The sequence below is a fragment of the Paraburkholderia monticola genome (genome assembly GCF_001580545.1).
Classification (GTDB): domain Bacteria; phylum Pseudomonadota; class Gammaproteobacteria; order Burkholderiales; family Burkholderiaceae; genus Paraburkholderia; species Paraburkholderia monticola.
Map to the genome: position 1 here is coordinate 738,189 of NZ_LRBG01000038.1, position 17,794 is coordinate 755,982.

The window sequence follows — 17,794 nt, forward strand, 5'->3', positions numbered from 1 at the left end:
GCCCGGCACACATCGTGAGAAGTCTACTTAAGACGCTAACTTTTAGCCACTTTCGAATGATCGCTCTATGCATATATTGACGCGCATTGGAGACACGGCAATTGCGTAATTTTTGCTGTTTCATGCTAATTGAAACGTTTGCTTTTGCTTGATGCAACAAAAAGCTTAAGCGGTCTGAGATGCAATAACCGGCAATTCGGGCATGCTTTGAGCTTTGCTTTTTAAACATGCACGCAACGGGTAGCGTATCGTTCGAAATTTTGCACGGCCAATTTGTCAAAATGACCTTGCAAAATCTATCGCGAGTCATCGCCGCGGCGCCAAACAATATGCAATGCTCAATCCACTCACTATCCTGCTGGTCACGGTTCTAGCGGACGCAATGGCGATGGCCGTGCTCTGCTCGCTCAGGCGCGCGGCGATTCCGGGTGTCAGCTACTGGATCGCGGCCAACGCGATGGCAGTCGTCTCGCTGCTTGGCGTGTCCCTGCAGGGACATGCGTCACCGTGGCTGACGATCGTCGCGGCCAACGTGCTGTTGGCGCTCGGGCTGCTGCTCCTGCTCGAAGGCTGCCTGCGCTTTCTCGACCGCCGCACGCGGCCCTGGCCCGCTTATGTGGGGCTCCTGCTCGTGCTGGCCGGCATGATCTACTGGTCCTTCGTCGCACCGAACTTCAATGCGCGCGTGGCGCTGGTGTCCGCGTATCACGCGAGCCTCTATGCGCTGATCGGTCTGTCGATGCTGAACGGACGCCCCGCCAACCGGCCACGCTACAGCTTCCACTTTGTCGCGACCGCGGCGTTGCTGCTGTGCGTGGGCCACGCGACGCGCGGCATCATGTACGGCTTCCACCTGCTCGAGCAGACGAACCTGATGCAGGTGTCGATACCCAACATCGTGTTCCTCGCACTCGGCATCCTCGCGCCGCCGTTCCTGTCGATCGGCGTCGTGATGCTCGCGCACGACCGCCTCGCCGAGCGCCTCGAACGGCTCGCCAACGTCGACGACCTGACCGGCTCGCTGTCGCGCCGCGCGTTCCTCGAAATCGGCGGCGCATTGCTGAACGCGTCGTTGCGCACGGGCTTGCCGGTCGCGATCGCGATCGTCGACATCGATTCGTTCAAAGCCGTCAACGATACCCACGGCCATGCGGCCGGCGACCAGGTGCTCGCGCACTTCGCGGCGTTCGTCGCGCGCGAGCTGCGAATCGGCGATGTGTTCGGACGACTCGGCGGCGAGGAGTTCGGCGTGCTGTGTCCGGCGACCACGGCCGCCGAGGCGGTCGTGCTGCTCGAGCGGCTGCGCGCGCGGCTTGCGGCCACCGCACCGGACGACTTGCCGGGCGGGCTGCGCTACACGTTCAGCGTCGGCGTCGATCAGCAGCGGCCCGGTGAATCGCTGGCGCAGATGATGGCGCGCGCCGACCGCGCGTTATATGCGGCGAAAGCGGCAGGGCGCGATCGGGTGATGGCGGCGGTATAGGGGAAAGGGGCGCAGCGGGCATGCCCCAGCGCATGCCGCCTCGCGCCTCTGACCGCATAGTGGGACGGTAGTCGATGAATTTATACGTCGTCGTACGTTAGCCATAAATGTTTGCCGGACGTTTGCCGATAACCATAGGTGGGGTGACCGGAACCCCAGCCTGATCATCCCTCTATGTCTGCCATCCCGACGCAGCACCCGCCCGAGCCGAGCTTGCGCGAGCGCTTTCACCAGCGCTCGCTCGAGCATCAGCGGCCGCTTTCCATCGTGACGATGGCCTTCACGGTCGTCACGTTCCTGTGCATGGTGGCGGCGCGCGAACTGGTCGGCATCCCTGCTGTGCCACTCGGCTACCGGATGCTGTGCGCGCTCGTACTCGCGCTGCTGGTGCTGGCGATTCCCAGCACGAAGTCGACGGCGCTGTTCGGCGCGATCGGTGTCGTGTATGAACTGGTGCTGATCGGCGGGCTCGTGCTGAATGCGAGCGGCGTCGCGCATCCGTTGGCGTGGTTGCTGCCCGCGCTCGTCGTGATACCGATCTGCGCGGCGCCGCTGTGGCTCACGCCGGTGCATTTCTTCACCGGCAACGCGCTGTTCTATGCGGTGGCCATCGCGCTGCTGCTCGGCGAAACGCATCCGCGCGAGGTCGACGCGGCCGTATGGACGTGGGTCATCGCGATCGGTGCACCGACGGCAGCAGTGTTTCATTTCGGCTTCTACCGTTTCCGGCGCAATCACTATTTGCTGGAGAGTCAGCTTGCGCAACTCGCCGCGACCGATCCGCTGACCGGTCTGCAAAACCGCCGTGCCTTCGTCAAGCATGCGGAGGCGCGCCTCGCGGCACTTGCGCCGGGTGCGCGGCTCAGTGCGATCTTTCTCGACATCGACAGCTTCAAGTCGCTCAACGACCGCTACGGCCATGCGGTCGGCGACCATGCGCTGTTCGAGGTCGCTCAGGTGCTGAAGGACGAAGTCGCGCTTTACCATAGCGTGAGCCGTCTCGGTGGCGAGGAGTTCGCGGTGCTGCTCGACGACGAGCTCAGCCGCGCGCTGCAACTCGCCGAGCGGATGCGCGTTGGCATCACCGCGATCGAACGGCCCGACGGCCATCTGACCGCGAGCTTCGGCGTCGCCGAGCACCGCCGCGGCGAGAGCTTCATGGCGCTGCTCGATCGCGCGGACGAGGCGTTGCTGCGCGCGAAGCACTTGGGCCGCAACCGGGTGTGCGCCGAGCGCGCGCCGCCGTTCGATGCGCTGCAGCCGCCTTTCGAAGCTGTCTTCGCGCCGCGCGCTGCGGGCACCGAAGCGGGCGCGTCGCGTTATCGCTGGGAAGACTTTTATCTGATCTCGCACTTCCAGCCGCTCTACAGCCTGTCGCATCAGAAGCAGGTCGGCTTCGAGGCGCTGCTGCGCGGCGAGCAGGACGACGGCACGCTGGTGCCGCCGGTCGTGATGTTCGCGCCGAAGCCGACGAGCGACGAAGGCGCGCTCGACCGCGCGAGCCACGCGGTGCATCTCGGCAATGCGCGCCGCGCGCTGCCCGGCGATGCGTGGCTGTTCCTGAACATTCTGCCGGCCACGTTCGTCGCCGACGGCTACGCCGATCAGTTGACGAAGATCGTGCGCGCCGCGGGGCTCGAACCCGAGCGCGTGATTCTGGAGATTCTCGAATCGCATGGCGGCAGCGTCGACGAGATGTCGCGCGCGGCGGCGCGATATCGCCAGCACGGCTTCCTGATCGCCGTCGACGACTTCGGCGCGGGCCAATCGAATCTGGACCGGCTGCTACGCATCCGCCCGGACCTCGTGAAGCTCGACGGCGAGCTGATTCGCGCGACGACGCATGGCACGCAGCAGCCGATCCTGCCGAAGCTCGTGTCGCTGCTGCACCAGGCGGGCATGCTGGTGGTCGTCGAAGGCGTCGAGACGGCCGAGGAGCTGATCCTCGCGGTGGAATCGAATGTCGATTTCGCGCAGGGCTATCTGCTCGGCCGGCCTGCGAGCGAGATCGCGCCGCCCGAGTCGGTGCACCGCCAGATCGACGATGCGTTCGACGTGATCGCGCAAGGCCGCGCACATCAGCATGCGCTGTTCGAATCCGAGGTGGAGCCGTACCGGCGCGAACTGCGCCGCGCGGCCGACGGCTTGCGCGCGGGCGCCGTGATGGACGACGCGTTCGCGCTGCTCGCCACCTTCGAGCGATGCATCAGCTGCTTCATTCTCGACGACACGGGCCGGCAGATCGGTCACGAGGTGCCGGGGCCGTCGTGGAGCAAGGATGCCGCGTCGCTGCAACCGGTCGCCAATCCGCGCGATGCGCGCTGGGATCATCGGCCGTACTTCCGCAATGCGGTGCTGCTGCCCGGCGAGGCGATCACCAGCAATCCTTATCTTTCACTGGCGAGCGGGCGGCCGTGCATTGCAGTGACGGTGGCGGTGCAACTGGCGAGCGGGCGCTGTGTGGTTGGGGTCGAGCTGGATTGGTCGGCGCGAGGCTTGCCTTGGCCGGCGGGGGAGTAGGGGGAGGCGCCTCGGGCCGATGTGCGCGCCAAAGTTGCGGCAAATCGACCAGCGCAGAACAGATGTTTTTCCTAACATTCTGTTAGGCAGCCGCCTTCAGGAGATAAACCGTGGCCAGCATTGCAGAGTGGTTGGCATCACTCGGCTTGACCGAGTATGTCCAGCTCTTTGCCGAGAACGGTATCGATCCCTCTGTCCTGCGCGATCTGACGGACCAGGATCTGAAGGATCTTGGCGTCCTGCTTGGGCATCGCCGCAAAATCCTGCGTGCAATCAACCAGCTTGGCGACGGCGCCGCTGCCATATCTCCAACCCTGACCACGCCCCAGTCACGCGATGACGCGGACCGGCGCCAGCTCACTGTCATGTTCTGCGATCTGGTCGGCTCGACCGCTCTCTCGAAGCGGCTCGATCCAGAAGACATGCGCAAGGTCCTCGCTGTTTATTACCGCGGATGCGCGGATGTCATCGCCAGCGCAGGCGGCTTCATTGCCCAGTACATGGGCGATGGTGTGATGGTCTATTTTGGTTATCCTCAGGCGCATGAGGACGATGCCGAGCGGGCCGTACGTGCTGGACTGACACTGGTGCGAACCATCGGCAAGCTCGATTCCGGAATCGACGCAAGTTTGCGGGTGCGGATCGGCATTGCTACCGGCGTCGTGGTAGTCGGCGATCGGAGGGATCAGGGCGAATCCCGGGAGCCCGGCGTCGTCGGTGAGACGCCCAATCTCGCTGCCCGGCTGCAGACGTTGGCCGAAGCCGGGACAGTGGTGATTGCTGCCAGCACGCAGCGGCTTACGGCCGGGTTGTTTGACTACCGTGACATGGGTTTCGTGACGGTGAAGGGTTTTGACGAAGCGGTGCGGGTTTGGCAAGTGCTCGGCCCCAGCGGAGTCGAAAGCCACTCCGAGGCGCTGCACGCGACCACCTTGACGCCGATTGTCGGACGCGACGAAGAGATCGGCTTGTTGCTTCGCCGATGGCAGCGGGCGAAAAATGGCGAGGGGCAGGTCGTGCTCCTTTCCGGCGAGGCGGGTATCGGGAAATCGCGGCTGACCACCTCTCTCGAAGAGCGGCTTCAATTCGAGCCGCACGAGCGCCTGCGGTATTTCTGCTCGCGGCGGCATCAGGACAGTGCCTACTACCCGTTCATTTCCCAGCTCGAACGTGCCGCCGGTCTGCGGAGGGACGATACGGCTGAACAACGCCTCGATAAACTGGAGGCGGTGCTCGCGTTCGCCGCCGACACTCGGCGCGAAGCTGCGCCGCTGGTGGCGGCATTGCTGTCGATTCCAACGGAGGGTCGATACCCGACGCTTAACCTCACGCCGCAGCAGTACAAGGACAGGACGCTTAGCACGATAATTGCGCAGATCAAGGACCGGGCAATGCGCCGGCCGCTGCTGATATTGTTCGAAGATGCGCATTGGGCCGACCCGAGTTCGCTCGAAGCGCTGGACCATCTTGTCGATCTCATTGCAACCCTGCCTGCCCTGCTGATCGTCAGCTTCCGGCCCGAGTTCAAATCTCGTTGGATCGGCCGTTCAGAAGTGATGCTTCTGACTCTCAATCGTCTGACCCCTCGGCAACGAGCCGAGATGATCGAACGGATAACGCTTGGCAAGGCACTGCCCAATGAGGTCACGGACCGGATCATTGAGCGTACTGACGGAGTACCACTATTTGTCGAAGAACTGACCAGAATGTTGCTGGAGAGCGGCGCATTGCGCGAGCAGGACGGGCGCTACGTGCTCGACAGACCGCTGCCACCGCTGGCGATCCCGATGACGCTGCACGCTTCGCTGATGGCGCGTCTCGATCGCCTGGCCCCAGTGCGGGATGTCGCACAGGTCGCCGCCGCAATCGGCCGGCGATTTTCTTATGAGCTCATCAGTGCGGTCGCGTCGATGCCGAAGGCGCGTCTGGACGATGCATTGGATCATCTCGTCAGTGCCGAACTGGTTTTCCGGCGCGGGGTGCCACCGAATGCGGAATACACCTTCAAGCACGCCCTGGTGCAAGACGCCGCGTACAGTTCCATGCTGCGAGACAGGCGACAGCAACTGCATGCCCGGATCGCGATGGAGCTCGAGAATCATTTTGCCGACGTAACGGAGCAACGACCGGAAATCCTGGCCGAACACTGCGCCCAGGCTGGATTGACGGAAAAGGCGGTCCGGCTGTGGCGGCGTGCTGGTCAGAACTCTGCGGAACGCGCTGCTCATCGGGAGGCGTCGGTCCTGTTCGAGAAAGCCCTGACTGCCTATGCGGCGCTGCCGTCCTCCGCCGAAATACTTGGCGAAATCATCGACGTTCGATGGGAACTCAACCACTCCCTTTATCCGCTCGGAGAATTGGCGCGGGACCGGGAGAATCTGGAAAGCGCGAAACGTCTGGCCGAAGGACTCGGCGACGAGGTGCGCCTATCACGCGTTCTATCAAGGCTGGCTTTCACGCTCGGTTCGCTAGGCGATCTGGTCGGCGCCGTCGAGGCAGGCGAACGTGCTCTGGCGTTGGCGGAGCGGCGAAGCGACCCCGATGCGAAGGCGTGGGCAGCCATGATGCTGGCAAGGTCACGTTATGGCCGCGGAGACTATGAACGCGCGATGGAACATGCTCGACAGGCGCTAGATCTGCTCCATGAAGGCCAAGGCCGCGGGCCCCATGAGTCTTACGCGAAATTCACGCGCGTCAACGCTCGGATCTGGTTGGTGCTGTGTCTGGCTGAACTCGGCCGATTCGACGAGGCTGCCGTCCTTGGACAGAAGGCGACCGACATGGCCCGAGAGATGAATGAGCCAGAGGAACTGATTTTTGCCGGCCACGGTGTCGGACGGATGCACCTTATTCGAGGCAATCCCGACGTTGCTGTCGAGGTACTTGAGCCAGCACTGGCCATGTGCAGGAGCGCTGAGTTTCCGATCTACGTTCCTCGGATCGCCTCCTGTCTCGGTGCCGCGTATGCCGCACTGGGACGCACCGATGAGGCACGGGTCGTGCTCGAAGAGGCGGTCCGCCAGGCAGCGGCGAGTAGTTTAACGTTCGGCCACTCGCTAGTGCTCTCAATTTCGGGTCGAGTGTGTCAGCTCGCTGGTCGACAAGATGAAGCCCTCACTCACGCACGTGACGCCATTGATCTTGCTCGAGCCTCCGGCGAACGAGGCAACGAGGCCTGGGCCTGGTGCCTGTTGGGAGATCTGGTCTCGGATGGCAACGCGGGCGCATCCAGGATTGAGGAAGCTCACGAGCACTATCGCATGGCTTCGATGATCGGCCGCGAACTTGAAATGCGGCCCTTGCAAGCACAGTGCCTATACGGACTATCCCGGCTGCAAAAGATGGGCGGAGATAAAGCATTGAGCGAGAAAAGTGCGGCAGACGCCGCGTCGCTTTGCCGGGAAATGGGCATCAAGCCACTACATCACTGAACAGACCACAGTCCCATTACTTTCCTAGTGCCCGGTTTGCCTTTTCGGCTGCCGCATTCAATGCCGCGGCGGGTTGTGTCTTTCCCAGGTAGACGGCTTGCATGGCATCCGACACGGCCTTCCCGGTGTCTTCCCATCCAGTGACGGTCGGTGCGAACCGCGCGTTCGGCAACAATGCAATGAACGCCCTGGTGTCCGGGTTATTGAACGCCGGATCGCTGGCTTCGGCCTTCGTTGTGGGCAGGAAGCCTTCCGTCTTCGAGAATTCGACACGCGGGCCCTCCGTGAAGAGGAAGTCGAGAAACTTCCAGGCACTCTTTTTGACCTTGGAGTTCTTGAACATCATGATTGAATCCGTCACTGCATAGGTGGCCTGAGTCGTTCCCGTCGGAATCGGATCGATACCGTACTGGAGGTTCGGCGCCTCCCTCGCGATCTGTTTCGACAGGACAGGCAAGGAGATAACCATCGCCACGCGGCCCTGCTTGAACAGGTTCTGGATGCCCTCACGGTTATACCCCGTGACCGCCGCTTCGGTCAGACCTTCGTCGATCATCGTTTTGTACAGCGTGGCGGCCTGCACGCCAGCCTGCGAGTTGAAAGCCGCCTTGCCGTCCGTGCCGATCACATCTCCGCCGTAACTCCAGAGTCCATAGTAAAAATAGACATCCGTCTCGATCTCTTTGCCTTGCAGACCAAAGCCGGCGATTCCCATCGCTTTCAACTTCCTCGACGCATCGATTACATCGTTCCAGGTCTTCGGACCATTCGAATAACCCGCTTTCGCCAGCAGGTCCTTGTTGTAGTACAGCGCGCGTGTTGAGGCTGTGAGCGGCAAGCCATACACCTTGCCTTTGATTTCACCTGGGGCCAGGATCTGGCCAATGAATCGGTCCCTGAAGCTGGCGTCCATGTAGCCATCGAGGGGCTCGGCGACATCGTCGTGAACGAAGTCCAGCAACCAACGGGTAGCGACAATCGCCAGGTCCGAGTTCGCGCCGCCCATGATGTCAGTCTGGAGCTTCTGTTGCAGCACGTCCCAGTTTGCTTCTTCGATCTTGATTGTCGTACCAGGGGTCGCTTTCTCGAACTCTCGAGCCATCCTGTTGAAATACGGGCCAGTCGCGTCACTGTAGTGCGAAACGGTGATCCGGACCGTGTCGGGGTGTGCCGTTACTGCAATACCTGCAAACGCAAGCCCTGCGACGATCCTGGCCAGCGAGAGAGGCGCAGGTACATGCTTGCGCCGCAGATTCAGCCTGCTCATGAGTTCGCTCCTGCTTGCGCACGAGCACTGCGTTGGCTCGCAGTACGGTGTCGTAGCCAATCACGCATTGCGCGCTGTTTTGATGGTATCCGTGATGTTCGATTGTGAAAGCGGACGGCGTGTTGGAGCTTCATTTTGGCGTGCAGGCCCTCATCCGCCATGATATTTGCGCATAAGCTCTCCGCTGACGCGCCCCGATATCGCGGCGGCAATCGCACTACTCGATATGCTTATCATCCTGATCGCACCGGCCGGTTTGTTCCGCGAAGGTATTGCACGGCTCGTCCGCGACTTCGAGCCGGGCACCGAGGTGAGATGTGCGGACTATCGGACGAGCACCTTCGAAGGCGCGACGAACGCAGACCTGCTGATCGTGGATGGCGACCCTCAAAGGGAAGCACTCGATACGCTGAGCGCGTTACGTCGCATCTTTCTGCATGTGCCGGTGCTCGCGTTGCTGACCGGGATCGATCAGGCGACTACCGATCCTTTCATGGCTGCCGGTGTGGCACGGTGCCTGAGCAAGTCGCAGTCCGCCCAGGCGTTGCGCGATGCGCTGCATGAGATGCGGGCTGCCGCCTCGCACTTGCCGCCCACGTTGCCCACAATCGTCCACACGCTAGCCGCACCTGGCGCATCTGAACAGACACGCGCTACGACCGAGGCCGCCATTAATAGCCGGATGCTGACGCCACGCCAGATCGAAGTGTTGGCGCTCGTGGCTCGAGGTGAGTCGAACAAGTCGATCGCGCGGCAACTCAATATCGCGGAAGGTACGGTGAAAGTACATCTCTATACGGTGTACAAAGCACTCAATGTCGAGAGCCGCAGGCAGGCAAGTATCGCGGCAGCGCGCCTCGACAAGGTTGGCGATGCACAGCTTCATCAGGCGCTCGATGCGCAGCTCGCCATCAAGCGGCTCCTTTCCGATTTGCCTCCGCGCCGCTTCAAACGCGGGGACGTGCTGTTCCGCAAGGATGCACCGAGTGACGCGCTCTACTATGTATTGCGCGGGACGGTCACGCTTCAGGAGATCGGAGTCGATGTGGGCGCTGGCACGTTAGTGGGAGAGATTGGACTGTTCTCTCCGGACCATCGCCGCACTTGCACGGCCTTTTGCGGGAGCGATTGCGAGTTGCTGATGGTCTCCGCGACTGAAGCAATGCGGATGTACTATCAGGACCCCGAATTTGCGATTTACCTGATCCATCTCGTCACGCGCAGACTGGAGGCCGATAAACTGCGCGCGAAGCAGGAAAGCGCGCGACGTTCCCGTGTTTGATCATCACGCGAGATTGCTGATGTGCGGTGGTTCAGCGAGCCCAGACGCAGCGGGCCGGCGGGCCCCCTGCGCTGTGCGCGCGTAAGTCGCGGCGGCGCCGACTCACTTGTGACCTTTGAAGAGTGCCTGCAACTGCGCTGCTTCGCCGTTCTGCTGTGAGCGCACGAGGTCTTGATAGACTTCGGCACGGGTCTTTCCGTACGTCATGCTACGCCCGCCGGACATGGAGCTTCCAGAAGGGTCCGGGCCTTCCGAACTCATCGCGTCAGGCTGTGCTACGGCCTGTGCTGTGGTCGTTGGATTTGCGGTGGTGTTTTGCGCGTAGACGTGCGAGGCGCACACGCAGATCAATCCACCGGCAACAAATAACGCTGTTTTCATGGGACCCTCCGTCAGGAAACGTGGACGCAATGCCTCGCGACGGCGGTCGGGGCTAAGCGCTAGCACCGCGCGTGGCTGAGGCTGCCGGACGAATTGGCTCGCAAGCCAGAAGGGCACCGGATAATGTGCACGAAAGTTGGTCTGTGCGGCAGCCTGAATTCAGTATGGTTTCCGAGCCCGACTTCGGCCATATCACTTTAGTAGTAGACGGCAATGAGAAAACGGACACACCGGTGCGTGTGTCCGTCAGATCCGCTCTTATCAACGCCGAGTTCCTCGCCCATGTGCCGCGTCGGGCTTGTTCGTCAGGAGCGAGTGGCACTTACGCTGGCGTGCTGCGAGGGTGTTTGGGTGTGTCGGCTCGCGGCCTTTTTCGGTTTTACTTTCTAATACCCACCTTTGACCTGCGCCCCCATCGCCGGGGTGTTCTTGTACGACGCGGCGAGATCCGCCGCCGCGCGGCTCAGCAACCCCGTATCCGTACCCACCGCGACGAAGCTCGCGCCCGCCGCCAGATAGTCAGCGGCGAGTGCCGGATCGGGGGCGAGCACGCCGGCCGCCTTGCCCGCGTCTCGCACGGTGGCGATGCCATGCCGAATCGCGTCGCGCACGCGCGCGTCCCCCGGTTTGCCGAGCAAGCCCATCGACGCGCTCAGATCCGACGGCCCGAAAAACACGCCGTCGACACCCTCCACGCGCGCGATGTCCGCGAGATTGTCGAGGCTCTGCACGGTCTCCGCCTGCACGATCACGCACAGCTCGTCAGCGGCAGTGTTCAGATAGTCGGGCACCCGATTCCAGCGCGACGCACGCGCGAGCGCGCTGCCCACGCCGCGAATGCCCTGAGGCGGATAGCGCGTGGCCGCGACCGCATCGCGTGCTTGCGCGGCGGTGTCGATCATCGGCAGCAGCAGCGTTTGTGCGCCGATGTCGAGCAACTGCTTGATCAGCGCGGCATCGCTCTTCACCGGCCGCACGACCGGATGCGACGCATACGCGGCGACCGCCTGCAATTGCGACAGCGTGCTGCGCACGTCGTTCGGCGCGTGCTCGTTGTCGATTAGCAGCCAGTCGAAGCCGGCGGTGGCGAGCAACTCGGTAACGTAGGCATCGGCAAGCGCGGCCCACAGGCCGAACTGCGGCCGGCCTTCGGCGAGGGCGCGTTTGAAGGGATTGGTGGGCAAGGACATGTCGATGCTCTCAGATGAAGTTCAAACCGATGCCGCCTAGCGGGCCATAGTCGACGTGGAACGTGTCGCCCGCGCGTGCCGGAATCGGGCTCGTGAACGAGCCGCTCAGGATCACGTCGTTCGCGTTCAATGATTCGTCGTACGGAGCAATCTTGTTCGCGAGCCATGCGACGCCGGTCGCCGGGTGATTGAGCACGGCCGCCCCGAGCCCGCTTTCTTCGACCACGCCGTTCTTGTACAGCAGCGCGCCGACCCAGCGCAGGTCGACATCGAGCGGCCGCACCGGCCGGCCGCCGAGCACGACGCCCGCGTTCGCGGCGAAGTCGGAGATCGTGTCGTAGACCTTGCGCGGCGCGCGCGTGTCGCGGTCGAACTGCTCGATGCGCGCGTCGATGATCTCGACGGCCGGGCTCACGTAGGCGGTCGCGTCGAGCACATCGAATAGCGTGACGCCGGGACCCTTCAGCGGTTTGCTCAGCACGAACGCGAGTTCCACTTCGACGCGCGGCGCGATGAAGCGATCGGCGCGAATGTCCTGACCGCTGTCGATGAACATGCTGTCGAGCAGCGGCGCGTAGTCGGGTTCGTCGATCTGCGACGCGCGCTGCATCGCGCGCGACGTGAGGCCGATTTTACGGCCCTTGATCACGTGGCCTTCGGCGAGCTTCAGCTTGACCCACTCGCGTTGAATCGCGTAGCCATCCTGAACGGTCATCTCTGGATACTGCGCGGAAAAATGGCGCAGTTGCGTGCGGGTCTTCTCCGCGTGATCGAGTTGCGCCGCGAGGTCGCGAATGGTTTGTTCGTCTAGCATGGTGTGATCGTCAGCCCTTGAGCCGCGCGTGCAGATTGTTGTGCTTCCAGGTGCCCGCTTCGCTGAACTCGTTGATTTCGAGCGACAACGCGAGCCCCTGACGTTCGAACTCCTCGGCGAAGCGCTGCTTGATCAGCGCGAACAGCGCGTCGCCGGTCGCTTTTTTGACCGCCTCCTGTCGCCCCGCGCCGATCTTCAGGTTCGCATGCAGGAACGCGGCGTCGGGGCGTCCATCGGCGATGCAGTACAGCTCGCAACGCAGCGCGCGCACGCGGATGCCGCCAAGCGGGTAGACGCGCTCGCCGTTCTCGCGCTGCGCGTCGAGGCATTGCGCGAGTTCTTTGCACAGTTCGCCGAGGCGTTGGGGGTCCGCGAGATTGGCGCTGTATTCGAGTGTCAGGTGGGGCATGGCGATTCCTTCACGAGTATCAGACGGGTAGCGGCGTGACCGGGAAGATCGCATTGATCTGGCCGGTGCCCGAACTGCCGAAATAAGGCGTGACGACTTCGGCCTTGCCGTCGTAACGATCCCAGCCGAGCGCGCCGAGCAGCATCGCGGTGTCGTGCATGCCGCCTTCGCCCCAGCATTTCTCGTTGTAGAGCGGCAGCATCTCGCAGAAGGTCTTCCAGTCGCCGGCTTCCCATAGGCGTACCACGCTGCGGTCCATCTGTTCGAGGAACGGGCTCCAGACCTTGTGCATGAACTGCTCGGCGGTGCCGTTGTTCGCGAAGTGATGGGACAGCGAGCCGCTCGCGAGAATCGCGACCGTGCCGTCGTAGCGTTCTTCGATGGCCTTGCGCACCGCCAGACCGAAGCGCGCGCTGGTTGCAAGGTCGTGCCACATGCACCAGCCCGCCACCGACACCGCCTTGAAGTGCTGATCGCCGTTCATATAGCGCATCGGTACCAGCGTGCCGTATTCGAGCTCGAGCGTGGTCTCGCTGTGCGCACGGCTTTTCACGCCCATTTCGTTGGCGACGTCCGCGATCAGCTGACCGAGCCCTACGTTGCCCGGATACGCGTACGGCATGTTCCTGATGAAATGCGGCAGCTCGTTGCTCGTGTACACGCCTTCGAATTTCGGCGCGCAATTGATGTGGTATTCGCTATTCACCAGCCAGTGCACGTCGAACACGACGATCGTATCGACGCCGAGTTCGCGGCAGCGTCGGCCGATCTCATGGTGTCCGTCGATCGCGGACTGACGGCAACCTTTGTGCGGACCGTCCAGTTCGGACAGATACAACGACGGCACGTGTGTGACTTTTGCTGCCAACGCGAGTTTGCCCATCGCGGTCTCCAATGTTCGCCAGGCGGTTGGCCTGCGGTCTAGACGCCCCAGTGCGGAATGTGATGCGAACCGAGCGACACGCAGACGTTCTTCGGTTCGAGAAACACTTCATAGCTCCACGTTCCGCCTTCGCGGCCCACGCCCGACGCCTTCGTGCCACCGAACGGCTGACGCAGATCGCGCACGTTCTGGCTGTTCACGAAGCACATGCCCGCTTCGACGGCGGCCGCCACGCGCAACGCGCGGCCGGTGTTCTCGGTCCAGATGTAGCTCGACAGACCATACGAAATATCGTTGGCGAGACGGATCGCCTCGGCTTCGTCGTCGAATGGAATCAGGCACGCGACCGGGCCGAAGATCTCTTCCTGCGCGATACGCATGCGGTTGTCGACGTCGACGAAGACGGTCGGCGTGACGAAGTTGCCGCGGCGCAATGCGTCGGGCAACTCGGGCGTATCGAGCCCGCCGCACGCGAGCGTCGCGCCTTCCTTCGGGCCCAGTTCGATGTAGCTGCGCACTTTCGCGAGATGCCCCTGGCTGATCATCGGGCCGACGATGGTGCTGTCCGCAAGCGGATCGCCGACCGTCAGACGCTTCGCACGCTCGATGAAGCGCTCGGCAAAGCGCGCGTAGATGGAGCGCTGCACGAGGATGCGCGAGCCCGCGGTGCAGCGCTCGCCATTGTTCGAGAAGATCATGAACACCGCGGCGTCGAGCGCGCGTTCAAAGTCGGCGTCGTCGAAGATCACGAACGGCGACTTGCCGCCGAGTTCCATCGAGAACTTCTTCAGGCCCGCGGTCTGCACGATGCGATTGCCGGTCGCGGTCGAACCGGTGAACGACACCGCGTGCACGTCGCGATGCGCGACGAGCGGTTCGCCCGCTTCCTTGCCATAGCCATGCACGACGTTCAGCACGCCTGCTGGAATACCCGCTTCGAGCGCGAGCTTGCCTAGCATCGATGCGGTGAGCGGCGACAGCTCGCTCATCTTCAGCACGGCCGTGTTGCCGAACGCGAGACAGGGCGCGACCTTCCAGGTGGCCGTCATGAACGGCACGTTCCACGGCGAGATCAGCGCGCACACGCCGACCGGATGAAACAGCGTGTAGTTCAGATGCGAGTCGGTCGGGTACGTGTGACCGTCGACGCGCATGCACATTTCGGCGAAATAGCTGAAGTTGTCGGCCGCGCGCGGCACCAGTTGCTTGCGCGTCTGCGAGATCGTCTGGCCGGTGTCCTGCGTTTCGACTTCCGAAATCTCCGGCACATGTTTCGTGATCAGCTCGCCGAGTTTGCGGATCAGCTTCGCGCGTTCTGCGGCGGGCTTCGCGGCCCAGGCGGGGAACGCCTCTTTGGCCGCGCGCACGGCCGCATCGACTTCCTTCACGCCGCCGCGCGCGACTTCATCGAGCACTTCCTGCGTGGCCGGGTTGACGGTTTCGAAGTAGTCGCTCGAGGTACACGCCTCGCCGTTGATCAGATGGTCGATCGGCATTGTCAGGTCCTTTCCGTGTTCGCTGGATGTGTGCTGTCCATCAGGCGCGGTCGAAGTCCGCGTCGGATGCGATCGTGTTGACGAGACGGCCGAGGCCGTCGATTTCGCAGACGACTTCGTCGCCCGCGTTGACGTTGACGATGCCTTCGGGCGTGCCGGTCAGGATCACGTCGCCCGGCGCGAGCGTCATGAAGCCGCTCAGGTATTCGATCAGTGCGGGGATATCGGTGACGAGATCGCGCGTATTGCCGCATTGCTGGCGCGTGCCGTTGACGAACGTGCGCAGTTCGAGCTGGGTGACGTCGGCGATGTCCGCCGCGTCGACGAACCAGGGGCCGAGCACCGTGCCGCCGTCGCGATTCTTCACACGCAGATTCGGGCGATAGTAGTTTTCGAGGTAATCGCGAATCGCGTAGTCGTTCGCGATCGTGTAGCCGGCCACGTGCTGCATGGCGTTTTCACGCTTGACGTTCTGCGCGGTTCGCCCGATCACGACCGCGAGCTCGCACTCGTAGTGCATGAACGTGACGTCGGCGGGACGGCGCGTGACGCCGCGATGGCCCAGCACCGTGCCCGGCCCCTTCAGAAACACCAGCGGTTCTTCCTGCTTGTTGAACTGCAATTCTTTGGCGTGCGCCGCGTAATTCAGACCGAGCGCGAAGATCGTGCCGACTTCGATCGGCGCGAGCCAGACCACTTCATCCTCGCGACGCACGCGGCCATCGGCCAGACGTACGCCATGCTCGTGCGGATACGCTTCGTGAATCGCTCCCGCATAGGCGACGCGGCCGCGCATCATGATTGGTCTCCGTTGTGTCGATTCGCGCCGATGAACGAGATGCTCAACGGCGGCAGCGTGCCGATCGACAGCGTGGCCGTATCGCCGATATGCGCGACCGGCGAGCCGTGCCGTACGCCGAGCGTCAGCACGTCGCCCGCGTTCAGCGTCATGAAGTCGGTGACGTCGGCGAGCAATTGCGCGACGTTGCGCACCGAGGTGGCGGTGCTTGCCGCGAACGGTTCGGCGCCGTTCAGCGAGACCGCGATGTCGAGCCGATCCGGTGCGGCGACGTGGTGGGCGGCGACGAGCGCCGGTCCGATGACGCAGAAGCCGTCGCGTGCGCGCAGCCGCACGTTCGGGCGATAGACGTTGGTATGCGGCACGCTCAGATCGCCAACGAGCGTATAGCCGGCGATATAGTCCGCCGCGCGCTCGGCGCTCACGCGCGTCGCGGTGCGGCCGATCACGATGCCGAGCGATGCGCCGACCTCGACGCCGAGAGCGTCATCTGGCACGACCACACGAGCCCGATGGCCTGCCAGCGTATTGCGCGGCTTCAGATACAGCACGGGCGCTTTCGGCGGCGCCTTGTACGGCGCCGCATGGACCGCGTCGCCCAACGCATCCAGGGCGGCGCGGTCGTTCAGCAGCGTGCCGTACACGGCGCCGCCGACCGGCGCGCGACACGCGATGCCGCTCGCCAGCAAGGCGGCCGCGGTGGGCGCGTCGACATCGCGTGGCAGTGCTTCGCCTTCGGGATGCAGCAGATGATCGGCAAGGGCAAACATGAGTGTGCGGCCTCGTGGCGAAAGTCGAGCGAAAACACTAAGATGTTAGTAGTATCATGCTTGATATGATCGACGGTCAATAGACTGTTGGTTGATCGCGGGTTTTCCCGTAAGCTCCGACAGCTGTTTTATTCATTCCTTGCCAACATGTCCGCTGCGTCCACCCGAGTTTTGCACCGCAATCTGCCGATGCTGTTGTTACGCGCCCGCGAAAAAATGATGGAGCGCTTCCGTCCGTTGATCACCGCGCATGGACTCACCGAGCAGCAATGGCGCGTGATTCGCGCGCTCAACGAGCACGGCCCGATGGAGCCGCGCCACATCTCCGACATCTGCACGATTTCGAGCCCGAGCATGGCCGGCGTGCTCGCGCGCATGGAGAGCATGGAACTGGTGACGAAGGAGCGTTTCGCGGAGGATCAGCGGCGCGTGCTCGTGTCGCTGACGGAGACGAGCCTCGAACTGGTGCGCGTGATTTCGAAGGATCTCGAGGCGCACTATCGCGAACTCGAGCGCAAGGTGGGACCGGAGATCGTCGAGCGCGTCTATCGGGCGGTCGACGATCTGCTGGCGGGGTTGTCGGAAGAGGATGAGTGAGCGACGTTTCGCGGCAGGCTTGGAGCTACCTACTCTCTAAGCAGCCGTTTCACCCCTTCGAGAAAAGAGGCGGTCGTGTGGCCCCACGGTTCGGGATCCACGTAGAGGCCATAGATTTCCTGAAAATATCCGTCGAGGTTGGCGGAATGATCGCGCACAAAACGATCGATTTCATCGACGACTAACTTATGAAGGGTTTTGTCGCTCTCTTTCTTGAAGCACGAGACGATTTCCTCTACGTTATCGCCCGATAAATCGAAATCTTCATTGAAATAGCTATGAATCAAAAAATCCAGATTCGGGTAAGGTGATTCGTCTTCCACAGTAAGCTCAACGCATCAGGTAGGCGGTCAGGACGTAGTATGGCATGCCGTTATATTCCTTTCGTATCAAGAGCATGTGAACGTTGCTCAGATAATGGCGTGTCGAAGCGCGTTTCCAACGGGCGATGAGCCTGAAGTGGGGGCGTACC

General features: G+C 62.7%; 15 protein-coding genes. 5 read left to right on the plus strand and 10 right to left on the minus strand.

Features of this window, described 5'->3' with window-relative positions:
- Positions 1 to 334 precede the first annotated feature (334 nt).
- From CI15_RS30735 to CI15_RS30745, 3 genes are all read left to right on the plus strand, one after another.
- A complete protein-coding gene (locus tag CI15_RS30735; RefSeq protein ID WP_062135996.1) occupies positions 335 to 1,483 on the plus strand; it encodes a GGDEF domain-containing protein in 1,149 nt (382 codons plus the stop codon).
- 174 nt (positions 1,484 to 1,657) lie between these two features.
- Positions 1,658 to 4,003, plus strand: a complete 2,346-nt coding sequence (locus CI15_RS30740) for a bifunctional diguanylate cyclase/phosphodiesterase (RefSeq protein ID WP_062135999.1) — start codon at positions 1,658 to 1,660, stop codon at positions 4,001 to 4,003.
- Between the two features lie 110 nt (positions 4,004 to 4,113).
- On the plus strand, positions 4,114 to 7,434 hold the full coding sequence (locus CI15_RS30745; protein ID WP_082814335.1) for an adenylate/guanylate cyclase domain-containing protein: 3,321 nt from the start codon (positions 4,114 to 4,116) through the stop codon (positions 7,432 to 7,434).
- A 16-nt stretch (positions 7,435 to 7,450) separates the two neighbouring features.
- On the opposite strand, the gene CI15_RS30750 is transcribed toward CI15_RS30745, so the two are convergent.
- Positions 7,451 to 8,701, minus strand: a complete 1,251-nt coding sequence (locus CI15_RS30750; RefSeq protein ID WP_062136002.1) for an ABC transporter substrate-binding protein — start codon at positions 8,699 to 8,701, stop codon at positions 7,451 to 7,453.
- Positions 8,702 to 8,927: 226 nt separating this feature from the next.
- On the opposite strand from CI15_RS30750, the gene CI15_RS30755 reads away from it, so the two are divergent.
- Positions 8,928 to 9,983 carry a LuxR C-terminal-related transcriptional regulator gene (locus CI15_RS30755; protein ID WP_062136005.1) on the plus strand — a complete coding sequence of 352 codons (1,056 nt, stop codon included), beginning with the start codon at positions 8,928 to 8,930 and terminating at the stop codon, positions 9,981 to 9,983.
- A gap of 102 nt (positions 9,984 to 10,085) precedes the next feature.
- Here the strand turns inward: CI15_RS30755 and CI15_RS35880 are convergent, their stop codons facing one another.
- From CI15_RS35880 to CI15_RS30790, 8 genes are all read right to left on the minus strand, one after another.
- Entirely contained in the window at positions 10,086 to 10,364 is a 279-nt protein-coding gene (locus CI15_RS35880; protein ID WP_075643807.1) for a hypothetical protein, read from the minus strand.
- Positions 10,365 to 10,750: 386 nt separating this feature from the next.
- Complete coding sequence (hpaI, locus tag CI15_RS30760; RefSeq protein WP_062136008.1) at positions 10,751 to 11,554, minus strand: 4-hydroxy-2-oxoheptanedioate aldolase; 804 nt, start codon at positions 11,552 to 11,554, stop codon at positions 10,751 to 10,753.
- Positions 11,555 to 11,564: 10 nt separating this feature from the next.
- The gene (gene hpaH / locus CI15_RS30765) at positions 11,565 to 12,368 is read right to left on the minus strand and encodes a 2-oxo-hept-4-ene-1,7-dioate hydratase (RefSeq protein ID WP_062136011.1); all 804 of its coding nucleotides are present in this window, start codon (positions 12,366 to 12,368) and stop codon (positions 11,565 to 11,567) included.
- 10 nt (positions 12,369 to 12,378) lie between these two features.
- The gene (locus CI15_RS30770) at positions 12,379 to 12,777 is read right to left on the minus strand and encodes a 5-carboxymethyl-2-hydroxymuconate Delta-isomerase (RefSeq protein ID WP_062136013.1); all 399 of its coding nucleotides are present in this window, start codon (positions 12,775 to 12,777) and stop codon (positions 12,379 to 12,381) included.
- A 19-nt stretch (positions 12,778 to 12,796) separates the two neighbouring features.
- A complete protein-coding gene (hpaD, locus tag CI15_RS30775) occupies positions 12,797 to 13,660 on the minus strand; it encodes a 3,4-dihydroxyphenylacetate 2,3-dioxygenase (RefSeq protein ID WP_062136016.1) in 864 nt (287 codons plus the stop codon).
- 38 nt (positions 13,661 to 13,698) lie between these two features.
- Positions 13,699 to 15,156 carry a 5-carboxymethyl-2-hydroxymuconate semialdehyde dehydrogenase gene (gene hpaE / locus CI15_RS30780; RefSeq protein WP_062136019.1) on the minus strand — a complete coding sequence of 486 codons (1,458 nt, stop codon included), beginning with the start codon at positions 15,154 to 15,156 and terminating at the stop codon, positions 13,699 to 13,701.
- Between the two features lie 40 nt (positions 15,157 to 15,196).
- On the minus strand, positions 15,197 to 15,955 hold the full coding sequence (locus tag CI15_RS30785; protein ID WP_062136022.1) for a fumarylacetoacetate hydrolase family protein: 759 nt from the start codon (positions 15,953 to 15,955) through the stop codon (positions 15,197 to 15,199).
- Positions 15,952 to 16,725, minus strand: coding sequence for a fumarylacetoacetate hydrolase family protein (locus CI15_RS30790; RefSeq protein WP_062136024.1), 774 nt, complete (start codon positions 16,723 to 16,725; stop codon positions 15,952 to 15,954). The genes CI15_RS30785 and CI15_RS30790 overlap by 4 nt, the downstream gene beginning before the upstream one ends.
- Before the next feature lie 189 nt (positions 16,726 to 16,914).
- On the opposite strand from CI15_RS30790, the gene hpaR reads away from it, so the two are divergent.
- Positions 16,915 to 17,322: a homoprotocatechuate degradation operon regulator HpaR gene (hpaR, locus tag CI15_RS30795; RefSeq protein WP_062136314.1), complete on the plus strand. Its 408-nt coding sequence runs from the start codon at positions 16,915 to 16,917 to the stop codon at positions 17,320 to 17,322.
- A gap of 29 nt (positions 17,323 to 17,351) precedes the next feature.
- On the opposite strand, the gene CI15_RS30800 is transcribed toward hpaR, so the two are convergent.
- Positions 17,352 to 17,645: a contact-dependent growth inhibition system immunity protein gene (locus CI15_RS30800; protein WP_062136027.1), complete on the minus strand. Its 294-nt coding sequence runs from the start codon at positions 17,643 to 17,645 to the stop codon at positions 17,352 to 17,354.
- Positions 17,646 to 17,794 lie beyond the last annotated feature (149 nt).

Bases quoted from the DNA above. Each gene is read 5' to 3' on its own strand.
- hpaE (WP_062136019.1), bottom strand. From the start codon at position 15,156: ATGCCGATCGACCATCTGATCAACGGCGAGGCGTGTACCTCGAGCGAC.
- hpaD (WP_062136016.1), bottom strand. From the start codon at position 13,660: ATGGGCAAACTCGCGTTGGCAGCAAAAGTCACACACGTGCCGTCGTTG.
- CI15_RS30735 (WP_062135996.1), top strand. From the start codon at position 335: ATGCTCAATCCACTCACTATCCTGCTGGTCACGGTTCTAGCGGACGCA.
- CI15_RS30785 (WP_062136022.1), bottom strand. From the start codon at position 15,955: ATGATGCGCGGCCGCGTCGCCTATGCGGGAGCGATTCACGAAGCGTAT.
- CI15_RS30755 (WP_062136005.1), top strand. From the start codon at position 8,928: ATGCTTATCATCCTGATCGCACCGGCCGGTTTGTTCCGCGAAGGTATT.
- hpaI (WP_062136008.1), bottom strand. From the start codon at position 11,554: ATGTCCTTGCCCACCAATCCCTTCAAACGCGCCCTCGCCGAAGGCCGG.
- hpaH (WP_062136011.1), bottom strand. From the start codon at position 12,368: ATGCTAGACGAACAAACCATTCGCGACCTCGCGGCGCAACTCGATCAC.
- CI15_RS30750 (WP_062136002.1), bottom strand. From the start codon at position 8,701: ATGAGCAGGCTGAATCTGCGGCGCAAGCATGTACCTGCGCCTCTCTCG.
- hpaR (WP_062136314.1), top strand. From the start codon at position 16,915: ATGCTGTTGTTACGCGCCCGCGAAAAAATGATGGAGCGCTTCCGTCCG.
- CI15_RS30740 (WP_062135999.1), top strand. From the start codon at position 1,658: ATGTCTGCCATCCCGACGCAGCACCCGCCCGAGCCGAGCTTGCGCGAG.
- CI15_RS35880 (WP_075643807.1), bottom strand. From the start codon at position 10,364: ATGAAAACAGCGTTATTTGTTGCCGGTGGATTGATCTGCGTGTGCGCC.
- CI15_RS30790 (WP_062136024.1), bottom strand. From the start codon at position 16,725: ATGTTTGCCCTTGCCGATCATCTGCTGCATCCCGAAGGCGAAGCACTG.
- CI15_RS30770 (WP_062136013.1), bottom strand. From the start codon at position 12,777: ATGCCCCACCTGACACTCGAATACAGCGCCAATCTCGCGGACCCCCAA.